This is a genomic window from Gilliamella sp. Occ4-3 (assembly GCF_001690675.1).
In the GTDB taxonomy this organism is placed as follows: domain Bacteria; phylum Pseudomonadota; class Gammaproteobacteria; order Enterobacterales; family Orbaceae; genus Gilliamella; species Gilliamella bombi.
Map to the genome: position 1 here is coordinate 1 of NZ_LZHR01000059.1, position 20,430 is coordinate 20,430.

Below are 20,430 nucleotides of genomic sequence, written 5' to 3' on the forward strand. Positions count from 1 at the left end.
TTTATTACAGCCCAGAGCAGATTGCTGCACGTTTAAAGAAAGTCAGCGTCCAATCAATCTATAACTATCTTTATCAAAATAAAGCGCGCTATGAACAATTCAAACCTTATCTAAGACGAAAAGGCAAAGCCTATAGGCATTGTAAGGCACCGAGTATTAAAGAAGGAGACCGCCGATATAAACGGTCAATTAAACAACGTCCAAGTTATGTAGAAAGCCGGAAAACGCGAGGACATTGGGAGGGAGATACGATTATTAGCCGTAAAGACAAGCAAGCATTGGTGACATTAGTTGAACGCAAAACAGGGCTAGTATTAATTGGGCGCCTCAATCAACGTACCGCCTCCGAAACGAGAGATATGATAATAAAATTGCTAACGCCGTTTAAAAAAATGGTTAAAAGCATCACCTTTGATAATGGAACCGAATTTAATTATCATCATGCTATTGAGCATTATTTAAATACTACCGTGTACTTTGCGGAGCCTTATAAAAGCTGGCAAAGAGGCACAAATGAAAACACCAATGGCTTAATACGTCAGTTTATACCTAAGTCAGCGGCCATTTCATTAGTTGACGACAAACAGATAAAGAAAATACAATATCTATTGAACACACGCCCAAGAAAACGGCATAAGTTTAAAAGCCCTGCCGATTTTTATTCTAAGGAGTTAAGACGAATTGCACTTCATGGTGTAATCTAGGATAAACCTAGCGGTTATTGCAGGCTTAGAGGGGGGCTGTGTAATGGTTTCGGATGTTGTCACTGATGTTAATTATTTCCACAAAAGGTCAAAACATTCGAAACCTAGCTAACCTAAATCAAAAATTAAAGCGTTTTTAACCAAGCTTTAACATCGCTACCTAAGCTTTTATGTCGCATTGCGTATTGTACAAATGTTTGTACATAGCCAAGTTTATTACCGCAGTCATGACTACGACCTTTTATGCAATAGGCATCAACACAATCTTCTTCAAGTAACATAGCAATTGCGTCGGTCAATTGAATTTCACCGCCTGCACCTAATGGCGTTTTGGCTAGTAAAGGCCAGATTTTTTCAGATAGAACATAACGTCCAACAACGGATTGGTTTGATGGTGCTTCTTCAACTGATGGTTTTTCAACTACGCTGTACATTTGTGCAACATTACCCGCAGATAGCTCTTGACCACGACAATCAACAATACCGTAAGAAGAAACTAATTCTTTTGGCACGGGCTCTACCATGATTTGGCTATGTTTGGTTTCATGGTAATTTTTGATCATTGCAGCTAAATTATCACTAGCAAGGTCACTTTCGTATTCATCGATAATCACATCAGGTAAAACAACAGCAAATGGTTCATCACCAACTAAAGGATAAGCACATAATACCGCATGACCAAGCCCTTTTGCCAAACCTTGGCGGACGCTAGTTATGGTGACATTTTTAGGTAAAATGCCTTGTACTTCTTGTAATAATTGGCGTTTAACACGCGCCTCTAACATGGCTTCTAATTCAAAACTAGTATCGAAATGGTTTTCAATTGAGTTTTTTGATGAGTGCGTAACAAATATAATTTCAGTTATGCCTGCGGCAATACACTCTTTAACTACATATTGAATAAGTGGCTTGTCAACAACAGGGAGCATCTCTTTTGGAATAGCTTTAGTTGCTGGTAACATACGAGTACCCAAACCTGCAACAGGGATAACCGCTTTTGTTACTTTTCCATTTACTAAATTTTCTAAATTTGATGGCATTTTATTTCCTTAAAACAAATTAACTAATTATGTCGCTATGAGTAACTTCACTACGGCGACCATTAACAAATGTATTTTTGACTCGCACTGACTTTAATACATAAGCAATCCAAATACTGGTATAAATGATTGCTATCACAATATCTTTTATAAAAGAAAACTCAAATTTAACTTCAAATGGTAACACTATAAAAAGATACCAACATCTTTGAATTAGCTTAAAAACAATAAAACTGCTACTAAATATAATAAAAAAGTTAGGAAATTTATAACTTTTAGTAAAATATAAAAATATAATATAAGCGTTTAAAAGCAATAATAAACAATTTAGCCCCATGTCACCTAAAATAAACAGACCCAAATGAATTGTGTGCATTTTCGAGTAGGGATCCAATAATTGTGTCCATACGTCGATAAAATTAATCGCATTTAGTCTAGAAAAAGTAACATATCCAATAAAAATAAAACAAAAAATTAATTCAATACCAACTAAAATTAGCCAACCGCCTAATCCTTTAAGTTCTTTTTCCTTGATCATTTTTGTACCTGTTTAATAATCGATAAATCGTTAGATTCAATTAGCAAAGGATTATCTCTGTCTTTAGCTAAAGAATCAATAGCGATATAAACAATTTGGCAATTTTGTAACACGGCTTGCCTTACTACAAATTTTGCTTTTCGATCACGTGCCTCTTTTTGTGCTTTGCTGATGTAAATGTCATCATATCCATCATCATATAAAGAGGCTCTTTCGAATAAATTTGGTGTTCGCCAAAATGTCTGTTTGGGATAATTGCGAATAAGAATTTGATCGGTTAATTTGCCTTTTATTCCTGCATAACTACTGGGCAAATGTTTACCTTCTCGACTCTGGCTAATATAAACATGCTGATAGCTTGGTTTATTTGAAGGGAGTGGGTTTAATAAAAATTCAATACCTGACAGGTTTGAATATTGACAATTTTCCATAGTTAAAGGTGCAGTTCGAAAGTTTAACGAGCTGCACCCAACAAGTAAAAATAATGTAACTGTAAATAAAATACGTGACATTTAACCAAATATATTTAAGACATTAAAATATTTGTAGATAGTCTATAACCTTAGTTACATTTTATCACTCACTTTTTCGGCTGTGTGTGAAATGGCTTTTCCACCCGATTCGACATCTTGACCAACACCTTTTACGGTGTTACATCCAACAACTAGAGTCGTCATTGCTATACCTAATATTAACATTAACATTTTATGGAACATAAAAATACACTCCTTTATTAACATGATTGTTTTAGTGCAGCAAATGCTTCTGCCACACGTTCGATATTATGGTGATTTAAACCCGCTACACACATTCTTCCGCTACCCACCAAATAAATAGCAAAAGTATCTTTTAATTGTGTAACTTGCTCTTTACTAAAACCAGTATAACTAAACATGCCCTGCTGTTTTACTAAATAATCAAAATGACAATCAGGTGCCGCTTTTTTTAATAATTCAACTAGAGTTGATCGCATGGTTACGATGCGAGTTCTCATGGAGTCGACTTCTTTTAACCATTGTGCCTTAAGTTCTGGATTATTTAAAACATAACTCACTAACTGCACGCCATATGCCGCTGGGGTTGAATAATTTTGGCGAACAGTTGCTTGTAACTGTCCTAACACGCGGTTAGCGATCTGGTTGTTATCACATAAAACGGATAATCCTCCCACTCGTTCACCATAAAGTGAAAATGTTTTCGAAAATGAGTTACTAACAAATCCACACAATCCTACATCTGCCATTTTTCGAATCGCATAAACGTCTTGTTCAATACCTTTGCCAAAGCCTTGATAAGCAATATCCATAAATGGAATAAGATCTCGTGCTTGTAAAACAGCTATTACTTTATCCCACTGTGCTTGCGTTAGATCAGCGCCAGTTGGGTTATGGCAACAAGGGTGTAGTAAGACTATGCTTTTAGCAGGTAATCGATTTAATGTTTCAAGCATTGCTTCAAATTTTACGCCACATGTTTGTTCATCAAAGTAAGGATATTGGTTTACTTTAAAACCTGCACCATTAAATATGGCGATGTGATTTTCCCAAGTTGGATCGCTGACCCATACTTGTGAATTTGGGAAATAGCGAAATAAAAAATCAGCACCTATTTTAAGAGCACCCGATCCACCTAAGGTTTGTATCGTTGCGATACGTTTATCTTTAGAGGCCGAATGATCTTCACCAAATAATAAAGATTGAATCGCTTGGCAATAAGCTGGTAGGCCACTCATGGGTAAATACAATTGAGCATCTTGGTTGTGATGATAGATATAATCACGCGCCGTTTTAATACATTGTAGTTGAGGCACTATGCTATTTTCATCATAATAATAACCAATACTTAAATTTATTTTGTTGTCTCGACTATCATTAATAAATTCAGTTACTAGTGATAAGATGGGGTCCCCTGCGTACGGCTCTACTTTTTCAAACATTTTTACAATCCAATTGGTACAAATAATAATAATAAATAATTGTAGATTATTGCACCAACTCTATTGGCGATCAATCATTAAATAATAGTTTAATAGCAAATAATTAAGTTGATTTTTGGTTGGAAAATTGCCGTTTTTAATAAGAGGAATTAAAGAACAAAATACCCCCAAAAATTATGTTTTTATATTAATTTTATACTGAAACACATAGTTACCTGAAACTTTTTGACAAAAATTAGCACCCATTGGTGCTAATCTGATAAGCAAATTTATTTAGCGGCAATAACTTCGATTTCGACTTTGGCATCTTTGGGAATTCGAGCTACTTGTACGCAAGAACGTGCAGGGAAAGATGCATTATTTTCAATAAAAAAGGCTTCGTATACTGCATTTACCGTAGCAAAGTCATTGATATCAGATAAGAAAATAGTCGTTTTAACGATATTACTTACTTGATAGCCTGCCGCAGTGATGATCGCTTTAACATTAGCTAAACTTTGTTTGGCTTGCTCTTTAACACAAGTTGGCATTTCACCAGTTGTTGGATCTAATGGAATTTGTCCTGAGGCAAATAACATATTACCTAAATCTACTGCTTGAACATAAGGCCCAATAGCTGCTGGCGCTTTATCAGTACTAATTACTTTTGCCATGTCCGATTTTCTCCTTTTTAATTTATTCTGCTTTGTGATTATTAAGAATCGTCTTTTTCTCTTTCCTCATTTCAGCAGGAACACAATTTTGTGTCAAGTCAGTGCAAAATTATGATCGTGGGACTTATTGAAATTTTCTGATATGATAATGGCAATTTTTCATTTATTACGAGAGTTAATATGTTCGAGAATTTAACCGACCGTTTATCACAGACATTCCGCAATATTAGTGGTCGAGGAAGATTATCTGAAGATAATATCAAAGATGCATTGCGCGATGTTCGTATGGCACTACTTGAGGCAGATGTTGCACTACCCGTAGTTCGTGAATTTATTAATCAAGTTAAAGAAAAGGCTGTTGGATTAGATGTCAATAAGAGCTTAACCCCAGGTCAAGAATTTATCAAAATAGTTCAGGCAGAATTAACAACTGCTATGGGTGAGGTTAATAGTTCGCTCAATTTGGCAACTCAACCACCCGCAGTGATTTTAATGGCAGGTTTGCAAGGGGCAGGTAAAACAACGAGCGTTGCTAAGCTAGCTAAATTTTTAAAAGAAAAACATAAAAAGAAAGTGTTGGTTGTTTCTGCCGATGTTTATCGCCCTGCTGCGATTAAACAGCTCGAAACGTTAGCTAAAGCTATTGATGTTGAAGTTTTTCCATCTGATATTGCTGAAAAGCCAGTCAATATCGTTAATAAAGCAATTTCTCATGCTAAATTGCAATTTTTTGATGTGTTAATTGTTGATACTGCAGGACGTTTGCATGTTGATAGCGATATGATGGATGAAATCAAAGCGCTCCATCATGCTGTCAATCCAATTGAAACGCTATTTGTGGTCGATGCTATGACAGGGCAAGATGCCGCTAATACCGCTAAAGCGTTTAATGATGCATTACCGCTTACTGGTGTAATTTTAACAAAAGTTGACGGGGATGCTCGCGGCGGTGCAGCGTTATCAATTCGCCACATTACTGGTAAACCGATTAAATTCTTAGGGATGGGTGAAAAGACAGACGCTTTAGAGCCATTTTATCCTGATCGCATTGCTTCACGTATTTTAGGGATGGGCGATGTGCTATCTTTAATTGAAGAATTACAAAGCAACGTCGATCGCGAAAAAGCAGAAAAAATTGCCAAGAAGCTAAAAAAAGGTGACAAATTTGATTTTAATGATTTCCAAGATCAGTTAAAACAGATGCGTAATATGGGCGGAATGGGGGCTTTGTTAGCTAAATTGCCAGGTGTTGGTCAACTTCCTGATCATATTAAAGCACAGATGGATGATAAAATTACCATCAAAATGGAAGCAATCATTGGTTCAATGACATTAAAAGAGCGTGCTAATCCTGAAATCATTAAAGGTTCTCGTAAACGCCGTATTGCCAACGGTTCGGGAACTCAAGTTCAAGATGTCAACAAGCTGTTAAAACAGTTTGAAGATATGCAAAAGATGATGAAAAAAATGAAAGGTGGTGGCATGATGAAGATGATGCGCCAAATGAAAGGATTAATGGGCGGTGGTATGGGATTACCTCCTCGTTAAGTCATTAATGCTAAATTTTCAACTAAATGAGTTATAACTGAGTACTTGGTAACTGTTAACTATAATTTACCGTACAACCACTATCGCACTTATAAACCACTATCACACTTATAAATAGTGCGATAGTGGTTTTAATTTTTTGGTTTACTCGATTTTATTTTTACTGGACGACTCATAGTTAGCACTGTACCTATCGATGAGGTAATAATAAAAATAATGGCTAACCACTGGTAGTGGGTTAGTTGTTCATGCAAAACAATGAATCCAGAAAGCGCGGCAAAAACAGGCGATAAGCTCATTAATGTACTAAATGTTTGTGCTGGTAATTTTGGTAGTGCAATCATGTCTAATCCATAAGGGATTGCTGATGCTAATAATGAGACCAAAAAAACCATTGGGAGCAATTCCAACGAAAACATGGTACTGCCACTTTGCCAAATTCCAATAGGAAATAAAAAACACGAAGCAATGACTGATCCAATCGCTACGCTGGCTGAGCCATAAATAGTGCTGGCTTTGCGTCCAAATAAGATGTAACACGCCCAACCACTTCCAGCTAATAGCGCAAATAAAATACCCTTGGGATCTAAATTGCTTGAAGCTTGTTCAATGGGTAAAAGCATAGCCAAGCCAATAATAGCAACACCTAACCAAATAAAATCAAGTACTTTACGTGAGGAGCACATTGCCACCATAATTGGCCCCGTGAGTTCAATGGCAACTGCAATACCTAGCGGAATTCTTGCGATTGCGTTGTAAAACGCCAAATTCATACAACCTATTGAAATACCGTATAAAAAAATGTATTTTAGTGCTTGTTTTGTCAGTGTTTTACGCCACGGCTTGAATATTAAAATTAGCATAATTGCCGAAAAAAATAATCGCCAAGCTGTCATCCCCTCAGGCCCTAATACAGGAAACAGATATTTGGCTATTGAGGCACTGCCTTGCACTGAAATCATCGAGATAAAAATTAACAAAACAGGCCAAAACCTTTTAAGCATAAATAATTACCTTAAATTAAAGTTATTGTATATGAAACTAATGACAAAAAGTTTCAGGAAACTATGTGTTTGAGTATAAAAAGCATATATTTAATTGATTTATTGGCTAGTTAGCTTTCTCTTTTTACTGACAATAAGGCAAGATCTTGTAACGCTTGTTTATAAGGCGAATCAGGTAAAATTGCGATAACGTCAAACGCTTTTTGCGCTTCTTTTTGAGCGGTTTGTAACGTAAAATCTAGCGAACCACATTCGTCCATGATGTTTAAAATACGATCTAATAATTGTCGACCATTACCTTGCTCTATTGCTTGGCGTATTAATGCCGCATCTTGGGCGTTTTTTGTGTGGTGCATAGCATGTAAAAGCGGTAGAGTGGGCTTGCCTTCGTTAAGATCGTCCCCTAAATTTTTACCTAATTTTTGATTGCTAGCGCTATAATCGAGTAGATCATCAATGATTTGAAAGGCTGTGCCTAAATATTTTCCATATTCTTGTAAGGCGAGTTCTTGCTCCTCACTAGCTCCAGCTAGGACAGCAGCAGAATGCGATGTTGCTTCAAATAGACGTGCCGTTTTTCGATAAATTACATCTAAATATTGTTCTTTTGTGATATCTGGATCGTTACAATTAATCAACTGTTGTACTTCACCTTCAGCTATTACATTGGTTGCAGCCGACATGATCGTCAATACTTTAAACGATTCTGTACGTACCATCATTTGAAAAGAGCGTGTGTAAATATAATCGCCAACTAATACGCTCGCGGCATTGCCAAAAAGTGCATTGGCGGTTGATTTGCCTCGGCGTAAATCGGATTCGTCAACAACATCATCATGCAATAAGGTGGCAGTATGAATAAATTCAATAAAAGCAGCAGTGATAATATGTTTATCGCCTTGGTAGTTGAGTGCTTTGGCTATTAATAATGCGATAACAGGACGTATACGTTTGCCACCACTACTAATGATGTAATTGCCTAATTGATTAATTAAAGCCACATCAGAAGTTAATTCTGCCTGTATTGCCTCATTTACTTTGACTAAATCATTTTTAACAAGATCGAGTATTTGATTCATTGATGGAGTATTCATCAGCCTAACCACTACAAATAATAGATATTTATTTTCTATTATCTGATAAATATCTTTATGCAACAAGGTATCATCCATCTTATTTTAAAATAACACTACAAATGATAAGCATTTTCATTTAGAATAACTGTCATTAAGTTAAATATGATTATTATTATGAAGATTAACTTTGATATAGATCTCGATGATACTAAGGCTCCTTTGAGTCCAATTAAAAAAAAACCTAAAAATACCTATGTATGTACATCAGTTTCTGTATTGTCGCATCTTATCTTATTTGCTTTGCTCTTTAGTTCTGCCTTGTTTGCTAAAAATGTTGCTGTTGATGAAGGCGATAATGCGATTAAAGCTATTATGGTCGATCTATCGCAATTTGCAGCCCCTGAACAATCATTAGTTGAAAATACCCCTGAAATTCAAGGTGCGGAAAATAGTGAACTAATCGATAACAAACAAATTGAAGAAAAACCAATTGATCCTGTTGTTGAACCTGAAGTAGTTAAGGAAGAAAATCCTGAATCTATTCTCGAAAAAATATCCGATAAATCAACGGTTGAACCCCAAAAGGAAGTTGTAGTAAAAAAAGAGAAAAAGCCGAAAAAAAAGCGCAGGCCAGTCCAAAAAGCTTCTCATAAACAAGTTAGGCAAGAAGTGGTTAGTGATAATTTGGCAAATACCTCTGTTGCACCCAAACTTTCAGATAATCGCCAATATTCAGGTAATCCTTCTCCAATTAGACGGAATCAACCTGAGTATCCACGCCGAGCGCTTGATATGCGCTTAGAAGGCTACGTGGTAGCAATGTTTGATATTAACAGCGATGGGCGAGTTGAAAATATTCGCATTGTTGAAGCAAATCCTAATAATATATTTAATCGTTCGGTAATAAATGCCATGAAAACTTGGAAGTACAAACCAATTCCAGCAAAAGACTTAAAAATTAGAATTATTTTTAACCGTGATAAATCAATTAAGTTGGATTAATAATTAGGTAGATGAAAACAAAAAACCGTAATTTTTATTTTAAAAATTACGGTAACGACACAATTAATGAGTAAATTTATTTTCCATTAATTTTTCAATCTCGGCTGGGTCTTTTGGAACATCACCTGTCAGAACTTCATTTCCTGTGTCAGTAATTAAAATGTTATCTTCGATCCGAATACCGATACCTTTATATTGTGCTGGTACATCTGATTCTTGATTAATATAAAGCCCTGGTTCAACGGTCAATACCATTCCTGGCTCTAAAATTCGATCTCGTCCACTACCAACATCATGCACATCAATACCTAACCAATGGCCTAAACCGTGCATGTAATATTGTGTATAAGCTTTATTAGCAATTAAGCTATCAACATCACCTTGCATAATCCCGAGTTTTACTAAACCTTCTACCATCGTTCTTACAACTTGATTATTGACTTCCATAATTGAAGTGCCCGGTTTAAACAATTTAATGGCTTGATATTGTGATGTTAAAACGATGTTATAAATTTCAAGTTGAGCTTGGCTAAATTTGCCATTGATAGGAAAAGTGCGAGTTATATCGCCTGCATAGTACTGATATTCACAACCCGCATCAATTAAAACTAAATCGCCATCTTTTAACTGCTGACTATTATTTTCATAATGCAGTATACATCCATTATTACCACTACCAACAATGGTGTTATAAGATGGTGCTCGTGCACCATGCCACGCAAATTCATGCAAGATTTCAGCTTCTAGTTGATATTCATACATATTCGGTTTACATTTTTGCATTGCTCTAACGTGAGATTGAGCGCTGATTTTGCAAGCCTTGCGCAATATTTTGATTTCAAAATCTGATTTAAACATGCGCATTTGATGAACTATCGGTCGCCAATCGATCGTGCTGTTTGGTGCATAAAGATTTAATCTACTCCCTTGTCGCAGAGTATTCATTGTGCGATCTACGATTCTATCGGCATATTGATACTGTTGGTCAGCATGGTAAACCGCCGTTTTGCCATTTAATAAATCAGGTAATACTTTTTCAATCTCATCAAATGTATAAGCTTCATCAACAAAAACCGTCTTTAATGCGGCATCTTGACCTAAACGGTAACCAGTCCAAGTCTCTGCTAGCGTATCTTTTGGGCGATTAAATAATATGTATTTAGTTGTATTATCTTTTTGTTTAACTACTGCAAATACCGCTTCTGGTTCGGAAAAAAGTGTAAAATACCAAAAGTCGCTATTTTGTCGATATGGGTAATGGGTGTCATTACTCCTCGTCATTTCTGGAGCAGCAAAAAAAAGTGCGACACTATTTGGTATCATTTGAGCTAGTAATTTTTCTCGACGTGCAAAAAGTTCTGTTTCGATATCAGTATTTATCATTGTGATGCCCCTGAAGATGTAATGTTATTAATATTAATGGATTGTTGGGGGTGTGTCTGCCTCATTAAATTCGTTAAATTCATCAAAACATAGCATAGAAGTTATGCGAACATACTCTTTTATCTCTTCAAAAGCAAAACCAAGCTCTTGTTGATCTTCATTTTCATCATAGCCTAGTTTAACAATTTGGCGTAGGTCATAAATGGCTTCACCAACATCACCTTTGATGTGGTTAATTTTAGGTTGCACAATTCCAATACCAAGTAAGAAATGATTTACCCAACCAACTAGATCATCCAGTTGTGTATATAAATTTTTGTCGCTAAGCAATAACTGAAAGCTGAAATCTTCCTCAAAAAATTGCTGTTTGATAAGCGCATAAAGTTGGCTAATTTTTTCATCTAATGATGTTGGCATTTTTTGACCATTGTTTAACATATCCTCAACTAATGGACGCCAGCTCTCGTCATTGTTACCACCAGCTAATATGCCTGAAAGAAAACCATGTAACTCAGCAGCGGTAATGCCTATTTTATTTTGGATTAATTGGTGATTAAATTCGTCGTAATTAATAGTATCTGACATAAACTTCCCCTAATATTATTACATCAAGAAAAATGCACTCTGCACTTTCTTCGATTATTAGTATATAATTTGCATCTAATTATAAATCATAAACAGATTGCTTTGCTTTATAAAGGAATTATTTTGAACATTATAGGATTTATTATGAAATTTCCTCTGCAATTATTATTTTTTGCAGGATTAACATTATCATTAACCTCCTGTAGTTCGTTTTTATCGAATAAAGGCGTAATTGTCCTTGATGTGCAAGATAAAATACATACCTATGTAACCAGTCAAGACTTACCTAAATCTTATAAATTGGGTAATAGTGAGCAGGAATTACAGCGATTCGAGGCTTTCTGTAGAGAGGAGATCCGCATATCACAACTTGATGGTAGTGAAGAAATCGTTTTTGAGAATATTAAACATGGAATCCATGGGCAGGTAGAATTTAAAAAATGTAGTGATAAAGTCACTCGTATCTACCGATACTGATAAAGTATGGCTATCTTAATATGATAGCTAATACGACGACTTAATATAAAAGATCGATGAAATCTTACTAGCCTTTCAGGCAGTTTTTCTTTATATTGGTCGGTGAAACAAAATATTTTGGGAGTAAAATAATATGTATAAACAAGATGTAACTATTACTGCATCTAACGGTCTTCATACCCGCCCTGCTGCACAATTTGTTAAAGAAGCAAAGAACTTTAATGCAGAAATTACTGTCACATCTAATGGTAAAAGTGCGAGTGCTAAAAGTCTGTTTAAGTTACAAACATTAGGTTTATCACAAGGCACAACTATTACCATTTCTGCCGAAGGTGAAGACGAAAAAGAAGCTGTTGCTCATTTAGTAAAATTAATTCCTGAGTTGGAATAATAACTCCCGATTAGCTATGAACGGTTTTAAAATAGAATAAGGATTAAATGTTATGGTATCAGGTACACTTGTTTCCCCCGGTATCGCTTTTGCTAAAGCGCTATTATTAAAAGAAGAGCCTATTGTTATTAGTAATAGGCAAATTCTTGATAACAAGATTGAGGCTGAAATTGAGCGCTTCAAGGAAGCTCGCCAAAAATCAAGTAAACAGCTACATACGATTATGGAACGAGCAAAATCCACATTAGGCGAAGATAAAGCGGCCATTTTTGAAGGGCATATTATGCTTCTTGAAGATGAGGATCTTGAACAAGAAGTTATTTCTCGCATTCAAAGTAAACATTCAACCGCTGATGCCGCTGTTCAATCTGTATTTGAAACTCAAGCTAAAGAATTAGAAAATCTAGATGATGAATATCTAAAAGAACGTGCCGCAGATATTCGTGATATTGGTAAACGTTTACTCAAAAATATTTTAGGTATTGAAATTGTTGACTTGAGTGCTATTAGCCAACCATGTATTTTAGTTGCAACCGATTTAACACCTTCTGAAACAGCTCAGCTAAACTTGGATATGGTGCTAGGTTTCATTACTGACGCTGGTGGACGCACCTCGCATACTTCAATTATGGCTCGTTCTTTAGAGATCCCAGCTATCGTCGGAACATCTAATGCAACTCAAGCAATCAAACAAGGTGATTTTGTTATTTTAGATGCTATAAATAATGTTATCTATATCAATCCAGATCACACAACGCAAGAAAAATTAAAACAAGTTCAAGCTAAATATATTAGTGATAAAGAAGAGCTAGCTAAATTGAAAGATCTACCTGCTGTAACCCTTGATGGTCACCAAGTAGAGATTTGTGGTAACATCGGTACAGTACGCGATATTGCAGGTGCTGAACGTAACGGTTATGAAGGTGTTGGTCTATATCGCACTGAATTCTTATTTATGGATCGCGAAGCTTATCCTGACGAAGAAGAGCAATTTAAAGCATATAAAGAAGTAGCTGAATCAACCAATGGTTTATCGGTAATTGTTCGAACCATGGATATTGGTGGCGACAAGGATGTACCTTATATGCATTTACCAAAAGAAGAGAATCCATTCTTAGGTTGGCGAGCAATTCGAATCTGTTTAGATCGTAAAGAAGTACTTCATGCACAATTACGCGCAATTTTGCGTGCATCAGCATTTGGTAAATTACGCATTATGTTCCCAATGATTATTTCTGTTGAAGAAATCCGAACATTAAAATCCGAAATCAATACTCTTAAAGAACAATTAACTGCTGAAGGAAAATCATTTGATAAAAATATTGAAATCGGTGTAATGATTGAAACTCCAGCAGCCGCTGTGATTGCACATCACTTAGCCAAGGAAGTAGACTTTTTTAGTATCGGTACCAATGACTTAACACAATATACGCTTGCCGTTGACCGTGGTAACGAATTAATTTCTCACCTTTATAATCCGTTTTCGCCTTCAGTGTTAACTCTGATTAAAAATGTTATCGATGCTTCTCATAAAGAAGGTAAATGGACAGGTATGTGTGGAGAGCTTGCTGGTGATGAAAGAGCCACAATCTTATTGCTTGGTATGGGACTTGATGAATTTAGTATGAGTGCAGTATCAATTCCTAAAATCAAAAAATTAATTCGCAATACTAACTATGAAGAAGCGAAAAAATTTGCTGATACTGTATTAGAAAAAGCAACTTCTAAAGAAATAATTGATTTAATTGAAAATTACACTGCTGAAAAGCAAATTTGTTAGGAGGCAATAATGGGTCTATTCGATAAAATTAAGCAATTCGTATCCGATGATAATAAAAACAGCATCGAGATTATTGCTCCATTAAGTGGCGAAATTGTCAAAATCGAAGATGTACCAGATGTGGTTTTTGCTGAAAAAATCGTGGGTGATGGGGTAGCAATTAAACCTTCTGGTAATAAAATTGTCGCTCCATTAAGTGGAAAAATAGGCAAAATTTTCGAAACCAACCACGCTTTTGCTATAGAATCGGATGAGGGCATTGAGCTTTTTGTTCACTTTGGTATTGATACAGTAGAACTAAAAGGTGAAGGTTTTAAACGAGTTGCTGAAGAAGGTCAGCAGGTAAAAGTAGGAGATACTATTATTGAAATTGATTTACCTCTGCTTGAAAGCAAAGCTAAATCCGTATTAACTCCGGTAGTTATTTCTAATATGGAAACCATAATAGAATTAAATAAATTATCGGGTGCTGTCGAAGCAGGTAAAACACCAATAATGCGTGTGAAAAAATAATTTTTTTCATTGTTATAAAAAAACCTTCAGTTTTAGCTGAAGGTTTTTTTATGTTATAACTTATCTTTTTTAATAATACTTAACGCCATTTTTTGTATTGGTTGATTAAGCTATTTGTTGAATCATCGTGAGAGCTAACTGGTTTATCATCTGCTAATTCAGGTAAAATACGTCCAGCAAGTTGTTTACCAAGTTCTACACCCCATTGATCAAAACTAAATATATTAAGAATAATTCCTTGAGTAAAGATTTTATGCTCATACATCGCAACTAAGGCACCAAGAGCATAAGGTGTAATTTTTTTCACTAATATTGAATTAGTTGGTTTGTTACCTTCAAATACTTTAAATGGTACAATAGACTTCACTTCATCAAGATTTTTTCCTGCAGCTATGAACTCTTGCTCGACCTGTTCTTTTGTTTTACCAAAAGCTAAAGCTTCAGTTTGAGCAAAAAAGTTAGATAATAATTTTGGGTGATGATCTCCAACTGGATTATGGCTAATTGCTGGTGCAATAAAATCACAAGGGATGAGTTTAGTACCTTGGTGAATTAATTGATAAAATGCATGTTGACCATTGGTTCCTGGTTCGCCCCAAATAATTGGACCTGTTGTGTAAGGTGTTTTATTACCGTTGCGATCGACACTTTTACCATTTGACTCCATATTTCCTTGTTGGAAATAAGCCGCAAAACGGTGCATGTACTGATCATATGGTAAAATAGCTTCAGTTTCGGCACCACAAAAATTGTTGTACCAAATACCAATTAATGCCAGTAACGTTGGGATATTTTTATCAATTGGTGCGCTCTGGAAGTGCTTATCCATCGCATGGCCACCAGCTAAAAATTGTTTGAAGTTATCAAAACCAATTGATAAAACAATCGATAAGCCAATTGCCGACCAAGATGAATAACGTCCACCAACCCAATCCCAAAATTCAAACATATTAGCTGTATCAATACCAAATTTTTCAACTTCTTTAGCATTAGTTGAAAGAGCAACAAAGTGCAAAGCAACTGCTTTATCATCTTTAGCAGCATCAAGTAACCATGCTCGTGCTGTTTGTGCATTTGTCATAGTTTCTTGAGTGGTAAAAGTTTTGGATGCAACCAAAAATAAAGTAGTTTCAGGATTTAAGCCTCTTAACGCTTCAACAATATGTGTGCCATCTACATTTGATACGAAATGCATGTTCAAGTGATTTTTGTAAGGTCGTAATGCTTCGGTAATCATTACTGGCCCTAGATCTGAACCACCAATACCAATATTGACCACATCAGTAATGGCTTTACCAGTGTATCCTTTCCATTCACCATTAATGATTTTTTTACTGAATGATTCCATCTTAGCTAAGACAGTATTAACATCATCCATCACATTCTTACCATCAACATAAATTGGTGTATTTGATACATTACGTAATGCAACATGTAATACAGCTCGATTTTCTGTACGATTAATCTTTTCACCGCTATACATGGATTTAGTTGCACCAATTAGATCGCATTCATCTGCTAGCTTATAAAGCAATTCTAGCGTTTCTTGCGTTACTCTATTTTTAGACAAATCAACTAAAAACTCATCTTCAAAAGGAATAGTAAGTTTTTCAACGCGTTTCGGTTCTTCTTTCAAAATTTGTGCAATGGTTTTATTGTGGTGTTTTTCGTAACTAGCTTGAAGGGATTTCCAAGATTGGGTTGTTGTTGGATCAATTGATTTTAACATAATTTATTCCTTAAATAATATAGCATTGTAGTCATAATATAACTATGCCTGACATGATGCAAGATAAGGATCTCATCGATTAAAATAATTCGCTAGAAAGCCATAAAGCGTTTTTTCTGAAATCATTTATACCGTTTAATCGTATTATATTAGAGGGATAATTACATAACATAACCTAATGTACATAAATATTATCAGATTTAATACCAACTAAGATGTTTATCATATCTATGAGTGTTTTTGATTAAAGATTCTCACTAAAATTTCGGGTATAATTCAGATAAATTTTTGATTATGGACATAACGCTTATGCCACATGCAACTAAACCTTTAAATATTATTTTTGCTGGTACACCCGATTTTGCTGCAACTCATTTAAAAGCTCTGATTAACTCACGCCATAATGTAATTGCTGTTTTTACGCAACCAGATCGCCCAGCAGGTCGTGGTAATAAATTAACAGCAAGCCCTGTTAAACAATTAGCTGTTGAGAATAATATTCCTGTTTATCAACCAGCAACGCTCAAATCCGAAGAAAATCAAAAAATCATTGCTGAATTAAATGCTGACATTATGGTTGTTGTTGCTTATGGACTTATTTTGCCACAAACTGTACTTGATATACCTAGATTAGGTTGTTTAAATGTGCATGGTTCATTACTACCACGCTGGCGTGGCGCAGCCCCTATTCAGCGTGCTTGCTGGGCAGGCGATGAAAAAACAGGAATTACCATTATGCAGATGGATGCAGGCCTTGATACGGGTGATATGCTTTATAAGCTTACCTGTCCTATTGAGCAATCCGATACTAGCGCATCACTGTATGAGAAACTCGCAAAACTCGGTCCCCAAGGCTTGCTTGATACATTAGAGTTAATCACTGAAGGAAAAATCCAACCTGAAAAACAAAATGAGACGCAAGCAACCTATGCCGAAAAGCTGTCAAAACAGGAAGCTAAACTTGATTGGAATTTGCCTGCCGTGCAACTTGAGCGTTGCGTTCGGGCTTTTAACCCATGGCCAGTGAGTTATTTTGAGGTTAATGGTGAGCCTGTAAAAGTATGGCAAACCCATGTGGTAAAAATGGATTCAAAACAGCCGGCTGGCACAATTTTGCAAGCCAATAAAAATGGCATTTGTATTGCAACCAGCAACGGCGCATTGAATATGACACTTTTACAACCTGCAGGAAAAAAACCGATGTCTTCCCAAGATTTGTTAAACTCTCGCAAGGCTTGGTTTACAGTTGGCGAAAAACTAAATACACTTTAATCCAAATATATTAAATTGCAGGATGATATATCCTGTAATTGTTATCGCTTTTTAGCCAATAAGGTGGCAAACCTTAATTTAATTCGGTTTCCATGTATATCTGTTTTATGTAATTGTCCAACATCTTCGTTATATTTTAGTATTTCCCAATCTTGGTAATATTGGTGCAACTCGTTTTCTTTAAAAGTAAATGAAAACCCAACAGAGCAAGGATAATCAGGCGTAGACATGGCGCTGACAATTAAATTATATCCCCCTGATTTGGTCATTTTTTGCATGTTATTAATAATAGCTGGAATTCTTTCGGGTTGTAAAAACATCATGACAACGGTCGAAAGAATAAAATCATATTCGCCCTGTAAATTTGCTTGATTGATATCGTAAACCATTGCATTAATGTGCTTAAGGTTATCATCATTAATAATTTTTTGTAAGTTTCCAATACTGAGTTCTGATTTATCAACAGCGGTAACATCAAAGCCTTGTAACTGCAAGTAGAGTGAATTACGACCTGAACCACAACCTAAATCCAATGCCTTTCCTGTTTGGATAATTTTTGTTGCTCTAAGTACCTCGGAGTGGGTTTTGGTCATTTGGTATTTTTTTTGAGTATAGTCCTCAGGCAAACAGTAAAATGCTAACTGGCACTGTAAGTCATCTGATATTTCGGCTATACGGTGCCATTGTTGTGGCAATATAAATGGCGGTTGCTGCTGAGTATCAAAATAATGCTTAGTAATCACTTCGCCTTGTTCGGTTAACATTTCAAAACCAATACTTCCTTTTAAAATTTCTAACTTCGCCCATGTACCAATTTGGGTATTATGCTTTTGACGCAACAACGCAGGTAATGTATCAGCATTCCAAATAGGCAATGTTTTGTAACAAACTAAATTATTCAAATTGATACCTTCTATAAAAAACAATAGTTGACTATTATAGTAGGATATTAATGTGGTAAACAATCATTTATTTTAGACAATAAAATAAAAACCTATCAACGAAAATAAATTTATAGTAGCGAAGTTGGCTTGATCAACATATAATCGTCACCATCCTAGACTATATAGTGAAAATTAGAGGAATAATTTATGGGATTTTTAACAGGTAAACGTATACTCGTTACTGGTGTTGCAAGTAATCGTTCAATTGCTTACGGTATTGCACAAGCAATGCATCGTGAAGGCGCTGAACTCGCTTTTACTTACCAAAATGATAAATTAAAAACACGCGTTGAAGAGTTTGCCGCTGATTTTGGTTCTAAAATCGTTTTACCTTGCGATGTTGCTCATGATGAAAGCATCTCTGAACTATTTTCTGAACTTGCAAAAACTTGGGATAAATTTGATGGTTTTGTTCATGCTATTGCTTTCGCACCAGGTGATCAGTTAGATGGCGATTATGTTAATGCCGTTACCCGTGAAGGTTTTGCTATTGCTCACGATATTAGCTCTTATAGCTTCGTTGCTATGGCTAAGGCATGTCGTTCAATGCTAAATCCAAATTCAGCATTAGTGACACTTTCTTATCTTGGTGCTGAGCGTGCAATCCCTAACTATAATGTAATGGGACTTGCTAAAGCCTCACTAGAAGCAAATGTGCGTTATATGGCAAATGCTATGGGTCCTGAAGGTGTCCGTGTTAATGCAATTTCAGCAGGTCCTATTCGTACGCTGGCGGCATCGGGTATTAAAGATTTCAAAAAAATGTTATCTCACTGTGAATCAGTAACACCAATCCGTCGCACTGTGACAACCGAAGATGTGGGTAATTCAGCGGCATTTTTATGTTCAGATTTAGCATCAGGTATTACAGGTGAAGTCATTCATGTTGACGGTGGATTTAGCATCGCTGCGATGAATGAATTAGAACTTAAATAAACTGTTCTCAATGTAAGTTAAAAAGGCGCTAAACCTTAAATGTTTGCGCCTTTTTTATTTTATTTTTTTGGTAAATTTTGAACAAAAATATAAAATTTAGAATACTTATACTCTTTTTTCCGTTAAAATCTAATGTAATTTGCTCAATAAAAGTTTGTTGGAGAAAAAATGAAAATAGCAAAAAATACAGTGGTTAGTTTAGCATACCAAGTTCGCACTAAAGACGGTGTTTTAGTTGATGAAGCAACTACGACAGCGCCATTAGAATATTTACATGGCGCAGGTAACTTGCTACAAGATCTTGAGAACGCATTAGATGGTCACCAAATTGGCGACAAATTTGACGTTGAGCTAATTAATGCTTACGGGGATTTTAATGATGCTCTTGTACAAAATGTTCCTCGTGACGTTTTTGTTGGTGTAGATGAACTTGAAGTTGGTATGCGATTTTTTGCTGATACCGAGCATGGTTCTTTACCCGTTGAAATCACCGCTATCGATGGCGATACCATCACTATTGATGGAAACCATATGTTAGCTGGACAAGATTTACAATTTCACGTTGAAGTATTGGCTATTCGTGAGGCTACTGAAGATGAAATTGCTCACGGGCATATTCATGGTGAGCATGGTCATGATCACGGACATGGCGGTTGTGGCTGTGGTGGCCATTCTCATGAAGACGAAGATGATGAAAACACAGGTTGCTGTGGCGGTGGCCATGGTGGTTGTGGTTGTCACTAATTCTTAATTAATTCAAATTAAATTTTAGAAAGCGCTCTATAGCGCTTTTTACCTGGATTCAAACATGAAGTGCAATTTTAAACACGGTGGAGTGAAGAAAGTAGAAAGGTGATTTATACTAGCACCTTCGCACCACCACAGTTTGGAGATTGCTATGTATTATAATCACCTTTCT

The 20,430-nt window shown here is 35.7% G+C and carries 22 protein-coding genes; 10 read left to right on the forward strand and 12 right to left on the reverse strand.

Annotation, left to right across the window (positions count from 1 at the left end):
• Positions 1–704, forward strand: a 704-nt coding sequence (locus A9G44_RS06570; RefSeq protein WP_081298281.1) for an IS30 family transposase, incomplete at its 5' end; no start/stop codon positions are given.
• A gap of 125 nt (positions 705–829) precedes the next feature.
• On the opposite strand, the gene galU is transcribed toward A9G44_RS06570, so the two are convergent.
• From galU to A9G44_RS06600, 6 genes are all read right to left on the reverse strand, one after another.
• Positions 830–1,744 carry a UTP--glucose-1-phosphate uridylyltransferase GalU gene (galU, locus tag A9G44_RS06575; RefSeq protein WP_065609931.1) on the reverse strand — a complete coding sequence of 305 codons (915 nt, stop codon included), beginning with the start codon at positions 1,742–1,744 and terminating at the stop codon, positions 830–832.
• Between the two features lie 19 nt (positions 1,745–1,763).
• A complete protein-coding gene (locus A9G44_RS06580) occupies positions 1,764–2,282 on the reverse strand; it encodes a DUF2569 domain-containing protein (protein ID WP_065609932.1) in 519 nt (172 codons plus the stop codon).
• Complete coding sequence (locus tag A9G44_RS06585; RefSeq protein WP_065609934.1) at positions 2,279–2,794, reverse strand: hypothetical protein; 516 nt, start codon at positions 2,792–2,794, stop codon at positions 2,279–2,281. Before A9G44_RS06585 ends, A9G44_RS06580 begins: the two co-directional genes overlap by 4 nt.
• A 54-nt stretch (positions 2,795–2,848) precedes the next feature.
• The gene (locus A9G44_RS06590) at positions 2,849–2,980 is read right to left on the reverse strand and encodes an entericidin A/B family lipoprotein (RefSeq protein WP_202112501.1); all 132 of its coding nucleotides are present in this window, start codon (positions 2,978–2,980) and stop codon (positions 2,849–2,851) included.
• A gap of 35 nt (positions 2,981–3,015) precedes the next feature.
• The gene (locus A9G44_RS06595) at positions 3,016–4,218 is read right to left on the reverse strand and encodes an amino acid aminotransferase (RefSeq protein WP_065609936.1); all 1,203 of its coding nucleotides are present in this window, start codon (positions 4,216–4,218) and stop codon (positions 3,016–3,018) included.
• Between the two features lie 269 nt (positions 4,219–4,487).
• On the reverse strand, positions 4,488–4,871 hold the full coding sequence (locus A9G44_RS06600; RefSeq protein WP_065575564.1) for a RidA family protein: 384 nt from the start codon (positions 4,869–4,871) through the stop codon (positions 4,488–4,490).
• Positions 4,872–5,051: 180 nt separating this feature from the next.
• Here A9G44_RS06600 and ffh point away from each other — a divergent pair, with 180 nt between their 5' ends.
• Complete coding sequence (gene ffh / locus A9G44_RS06605) at positions 5,052–6,419, forward strand: signal recognition particle protein (RefSeq protein WP_034915314.1); 1,368 nt, start codon at positions 5,052–5,054, stop codon at positions 6,417–6,419.
• Between the two features lie 131 nt (positions 6,420–6,550).
• Here ffh and A9G44_RS06610 read toward each other — a convergent pair whose 3' ends face one another.
• Both A9G44_RS06610 and ispB read right to left on the reverse strand, forming a co-directional pair.
• Positions 6,551–7,423 (reverse strand): EamA family transporter, encoded by an 873-nt coding sequence (locus A9G44_RS06610; protein ID WP_034915317.1) that lies wholly within the window; start codon positions 7,421–7,423, stop codon positions 6,551–6,553.
• A 110-nt stretch (positions 7,424–7,533) separates the two neighbouring features.
• On the reverse strand, positions 7,534–8,517 hold the full coding sequence (ispB, locus tag A9G44_RS06615) for an octaprenyl diphosphate synthase (RefSeq protein WP_065609938.1): 984 nt from the start codon (positions 8,515–8,517) through the stop codon (positions 7,534–7,536).
• A gap of 156 nt (positions 8,518–8,673) precedes the next feature.
• Here ispB and A9G44_RS06620 point away from each other — a divergent pair, with 156 nt between their 5' ends.
• Entirely contained in the window at positions 8,674–9,501 is an 828-nt protein-coding gene (locus tag A9G44_RS06620; RefSeq protein ID WP_065609940.1) for a TonB family protein, read from the forward strand.
• A 63-nt stretch (positions 9,502–9,564) separates the two neighbouring features.
• Here A9G44_RS06620 and pepP read toward each other — a convergent pair whose 3' ends face one another.
• Positions 9,565–10,884, reverse strand: coding sequence for a Xaa-Pro aminopeptidase (gene pepP, locus A9G44_RS06625; protein WP_065609942.1), 1,320 nt, complete (start codon positions 10,882–10,884; stop codon positions 9,565–9,567).
• 33 nt (positions 10,885–10,917) lie between these two features.
• A complete protein-coding gene (locus A9G44_RS06630) occupies positions 10,918–11,469 on the reverse strand; it encodes a UPF0149 family protein (protein ID WP_065609944.1) in 552 nt (183 codons plus the stop codon).
• 144 nt (positions 11,470–11,613) lie between these two features.
• On the opposite strand from A9G44_RS06630, the gene A9G44_RS06635 reads away from it, so the two are divergent.
• From A9G44_RS06635 to crr, 4 genes are all read left to right on the forward strand, one after another.
• Positions 11,614–11,946, forward strand: coding sequence for a hypothetical protein (locus A9G44_RS06635; protein ID WP_065609946.1), 333 nt, complete (start codon positions 11,614–11,616; stop codon positions 11,944–11,946).
• A 133-nt stretch (positions 11,947–12,079) separates the two neighbouring features.
• A complete protein-coding gene (ptsH, locus tag A9G44_RS06640) occupies positions 12,080–12,337 on the forward strand; it encodes a phosphocarrier protein Hpr (protein WP_034911114.1) in 258 nt (85 codons plus the stop codon).
• A gap of 52 nt (positions 12,338–12,389) precedes the next feature.
• On the forward strand, positions 12,390–14,117 hold the full coding sequence (gene ptsI, locus A9G44_RS06645) for a phosphoenolpyruvate-protein phosphotransferase PtsI (protein WP_065609948.1): 1,728 nt from the start codon (positions 12,390–12,392) through the stop codon (positions 14,115–14,117).
• 9 nt (positions 14,118–14,126) lie between these two features.
• Complete coding sequence (crr, locus tag A9G44_RS06650) at positions 14,127–14,630, forward strand: PTS glucose transporter subunit IIA (protein ID WP_065574261.1); 504 nt, start codon at positions 14,127–14,129, stop codon at positions 14,628–14,630.
• A 79-nt stretch (positions 14,631–14,709) separates the two neighbouring features.
• Here crr and pgi read toward each other — a convergent pair whose 3' ends face one another.
• Entirely contained in the window at positions 14,710–16,359 is a 1,650-nt protein-coding gene (gene pgi / locus A9G44_RS06655) for a glucose-6-phosphate isomerase (RefSeq protein WP_065609949.1), read from the reverse strand.
• A 309-nt stretch (positions 16,360–16,668) separates the two neighbouring features.
• On the opposite strand from pgi, the gene fmt reads away from it, so the two are divergent.
• Entirely contained in the window at positions 16,669–17,631 is a 963-nt protein-coding gene (fmt, locus tag A9G44_RS06660) for a methionyl-tRNA formyltransferase (RefSeq protein ID WP_065609950.1), read from the forward strand.
• A gap of 41 nt (positions 17,632–17,672) precedes the next feature.
• On the opposite strand, the gene tehB is transcribed toward fmt, so the two are convergent.
• Positions 17,673–18,533, reverse strand: a complete 861-nt coding sequence (gene tehB, locus A9G44_RS06665; RefSeq protein ID WP_065609952.1) for an SAM-dependent methyltransferase TehB — start codon at positions 18,531–18,533, stop codon at positions 17,673–17,675.
• A gap of 189 nt (positions 18,534–18,722) precedes the next feature.
• Here tehB and fabI point away from each other — a divergent pair, with 189 nt between their 5' ends.
• Together fabI and slyD are read left to right on the forward strand one after the other, a co-directional pair.
• A complete protein-coding gene (gene fabI / locus A9G44_RS06670; protein WP_034911124.1) occupies positions 18,723–19,511 on the forward strand; it encodes an enoyl-ACP reductase FabI in 789 nt (262 codons plus the stop codon).
• A 168-nt stretch (positions 19,512–19,679) separates the two neighbouring features.
• The gene (slyD, locus tag A9G44_RS06675) at positions 19,680–20,255 is read left to right on the forward strand and encodes a peptidylprolyl isomerase (protein WP_034911126.1); all 576 of its coding nucleotides are present in this window, start codon (positions 19,680–19,682) and stop codon (positions 20,253–20,255) included.
• Positions 20,256–20,430 lie beyond the last annotated feature (175 nt).

Excerpts from the sequence above, each read along its gene's own strand:
- galU (WP_065609931.1), bottom strand. The coding sequence starts at position 1,744 with ATGCCATCAAATTTAGAAAATTTAGTAAATGGAAAAGTAACAAAAGCG.
- A9G44_RS06580 (WP_065609932.1), bottom strand. The coding sequence starts at position 2,282 with ATGATCAAGGAAAAAGAACTTAAAGGATTAGGCGGTTGGCTAATTTTA.
- A9G44_RS06585 (WP_065609934.1), bottom strand. The coding sequence starts at position 2,794 with ATGTCACGTATTTTATTTACAGTTACATTATTTTTACTTGTTGGGTGC.
- A9G44_RS06590 (WP_202112501.1), bottom strand. The coding sequence starts at position 2,980 with ATGTTAATATTAGGTATAGCAATGACGACTCTAGTTGTTGGATGTAAC.
- A9G44_RS06595 (WP_065609936.1), bottom strand. The coding sequence starts at position 4,218 with ATGTTTGAAAAAGTAGAGCCGTACGCAGGGGACCCCATCTTATCACTA.
- A9G44_RS06600 (WP_065575564.1), bottom strand. The coding sequence starts at position 4,871 with ATGGCAAAAGTAATTAGTACTGATAAAGCGCCAGCAGCTATTGGGCCT.
- ffh (WP_034915314.1), top strand. The coding sequence starts at position 5,052 with ATGTTCGAGAATTTAACCGACCGTTTATCACAGACATTCCGCAATATT.
- A9G44_RS06610 (WP_034915317.1), bottom strand. The coding sequence starts at position 7,423 with ATGCTTAAAAGGTTTTGGCCTGTTTTGTTAATTTTTATCTCGATGATT.
- ispB (WP_065609938.1), bottom strand. The coding sequence starts at position 8,517 with ATGAATACTCCATCAATGAATCAAATACTCGATCTTGTTAAAAATGAT.
- A9G44_RS06620 (WP_065609940.1), top strand. The coding sequence starts at position 8,674 with ATGAAGATTAACTTTGATATAGATCTCGATGATACTAAGGCTCCTTTG.
- pepP (WP_065609942.1), bottom strand. The coding sequence starts at position 10,884 with ATGATAAATACTGATATCGAAACAGAACTTTTTGCACGTCGAGAAAAA.
- A9G44_RS06630 (WP_065609944.1), bottom strand. The coding sequence starts at position 11,469 with ATGTCAGATACTATTAATTACGACGAATTTAATCACCAATTAATCCAA.
- A9G44_RS06635 (WP_065609946.1), top strand. The coding sequence starts at position 11,614 with ATGAAATTTCCTCTGCAATTATTATTTTTTGCAGGATTAACATTATCA.
- ptsH (WP_034911114.1), top strand. The coding sequence starts at position 12,080 with ATGTATAAACAAGATGTAACTATTACTGCATCTAACGGTCTTCATACC.
- ptsI (WP_065609948.1), top strand. The coding sequence starts at position 12,390 with ATGGTATCAGGTACACTTGTTTCCCCCGGTATCGCTTTTGCTAAAGCG.
- crr (WP_065574261.1), top strand. The coding sequence starts at position 14,127 with ATGGGTCTATTCGATAAAATTAAGCAATTCGTATCCGATGATAATAAA.
- pgi (WP_065609949.1), bottom strand. The coding sequence starts at position 16,359 with ATGTTAAAATCAATTGATCCAACAACAACCCAATCTTGGAAATCCCTT.
- fmt (WP_065609950.1), top strand. The coding sequence starts at position 16,669 with ATGCCACATGCAACTAAACCTTTAAATATTATTTTTGCTGGTACACCC.
- fabI (WP_034911124.1), top strand. The coding sequence starts at position 18,723 with ATGGGATTTTTAACAGGTAAACGTATACTCGTTACTGGTGTTGCAAGT.
- slyD (WP_034911126.1), top strand. The coding sequence starts at position 19,680 with ATGAAAATAGCAAAAAATACAGTGGTTAGTTTAGCATACCAAGTTCGC.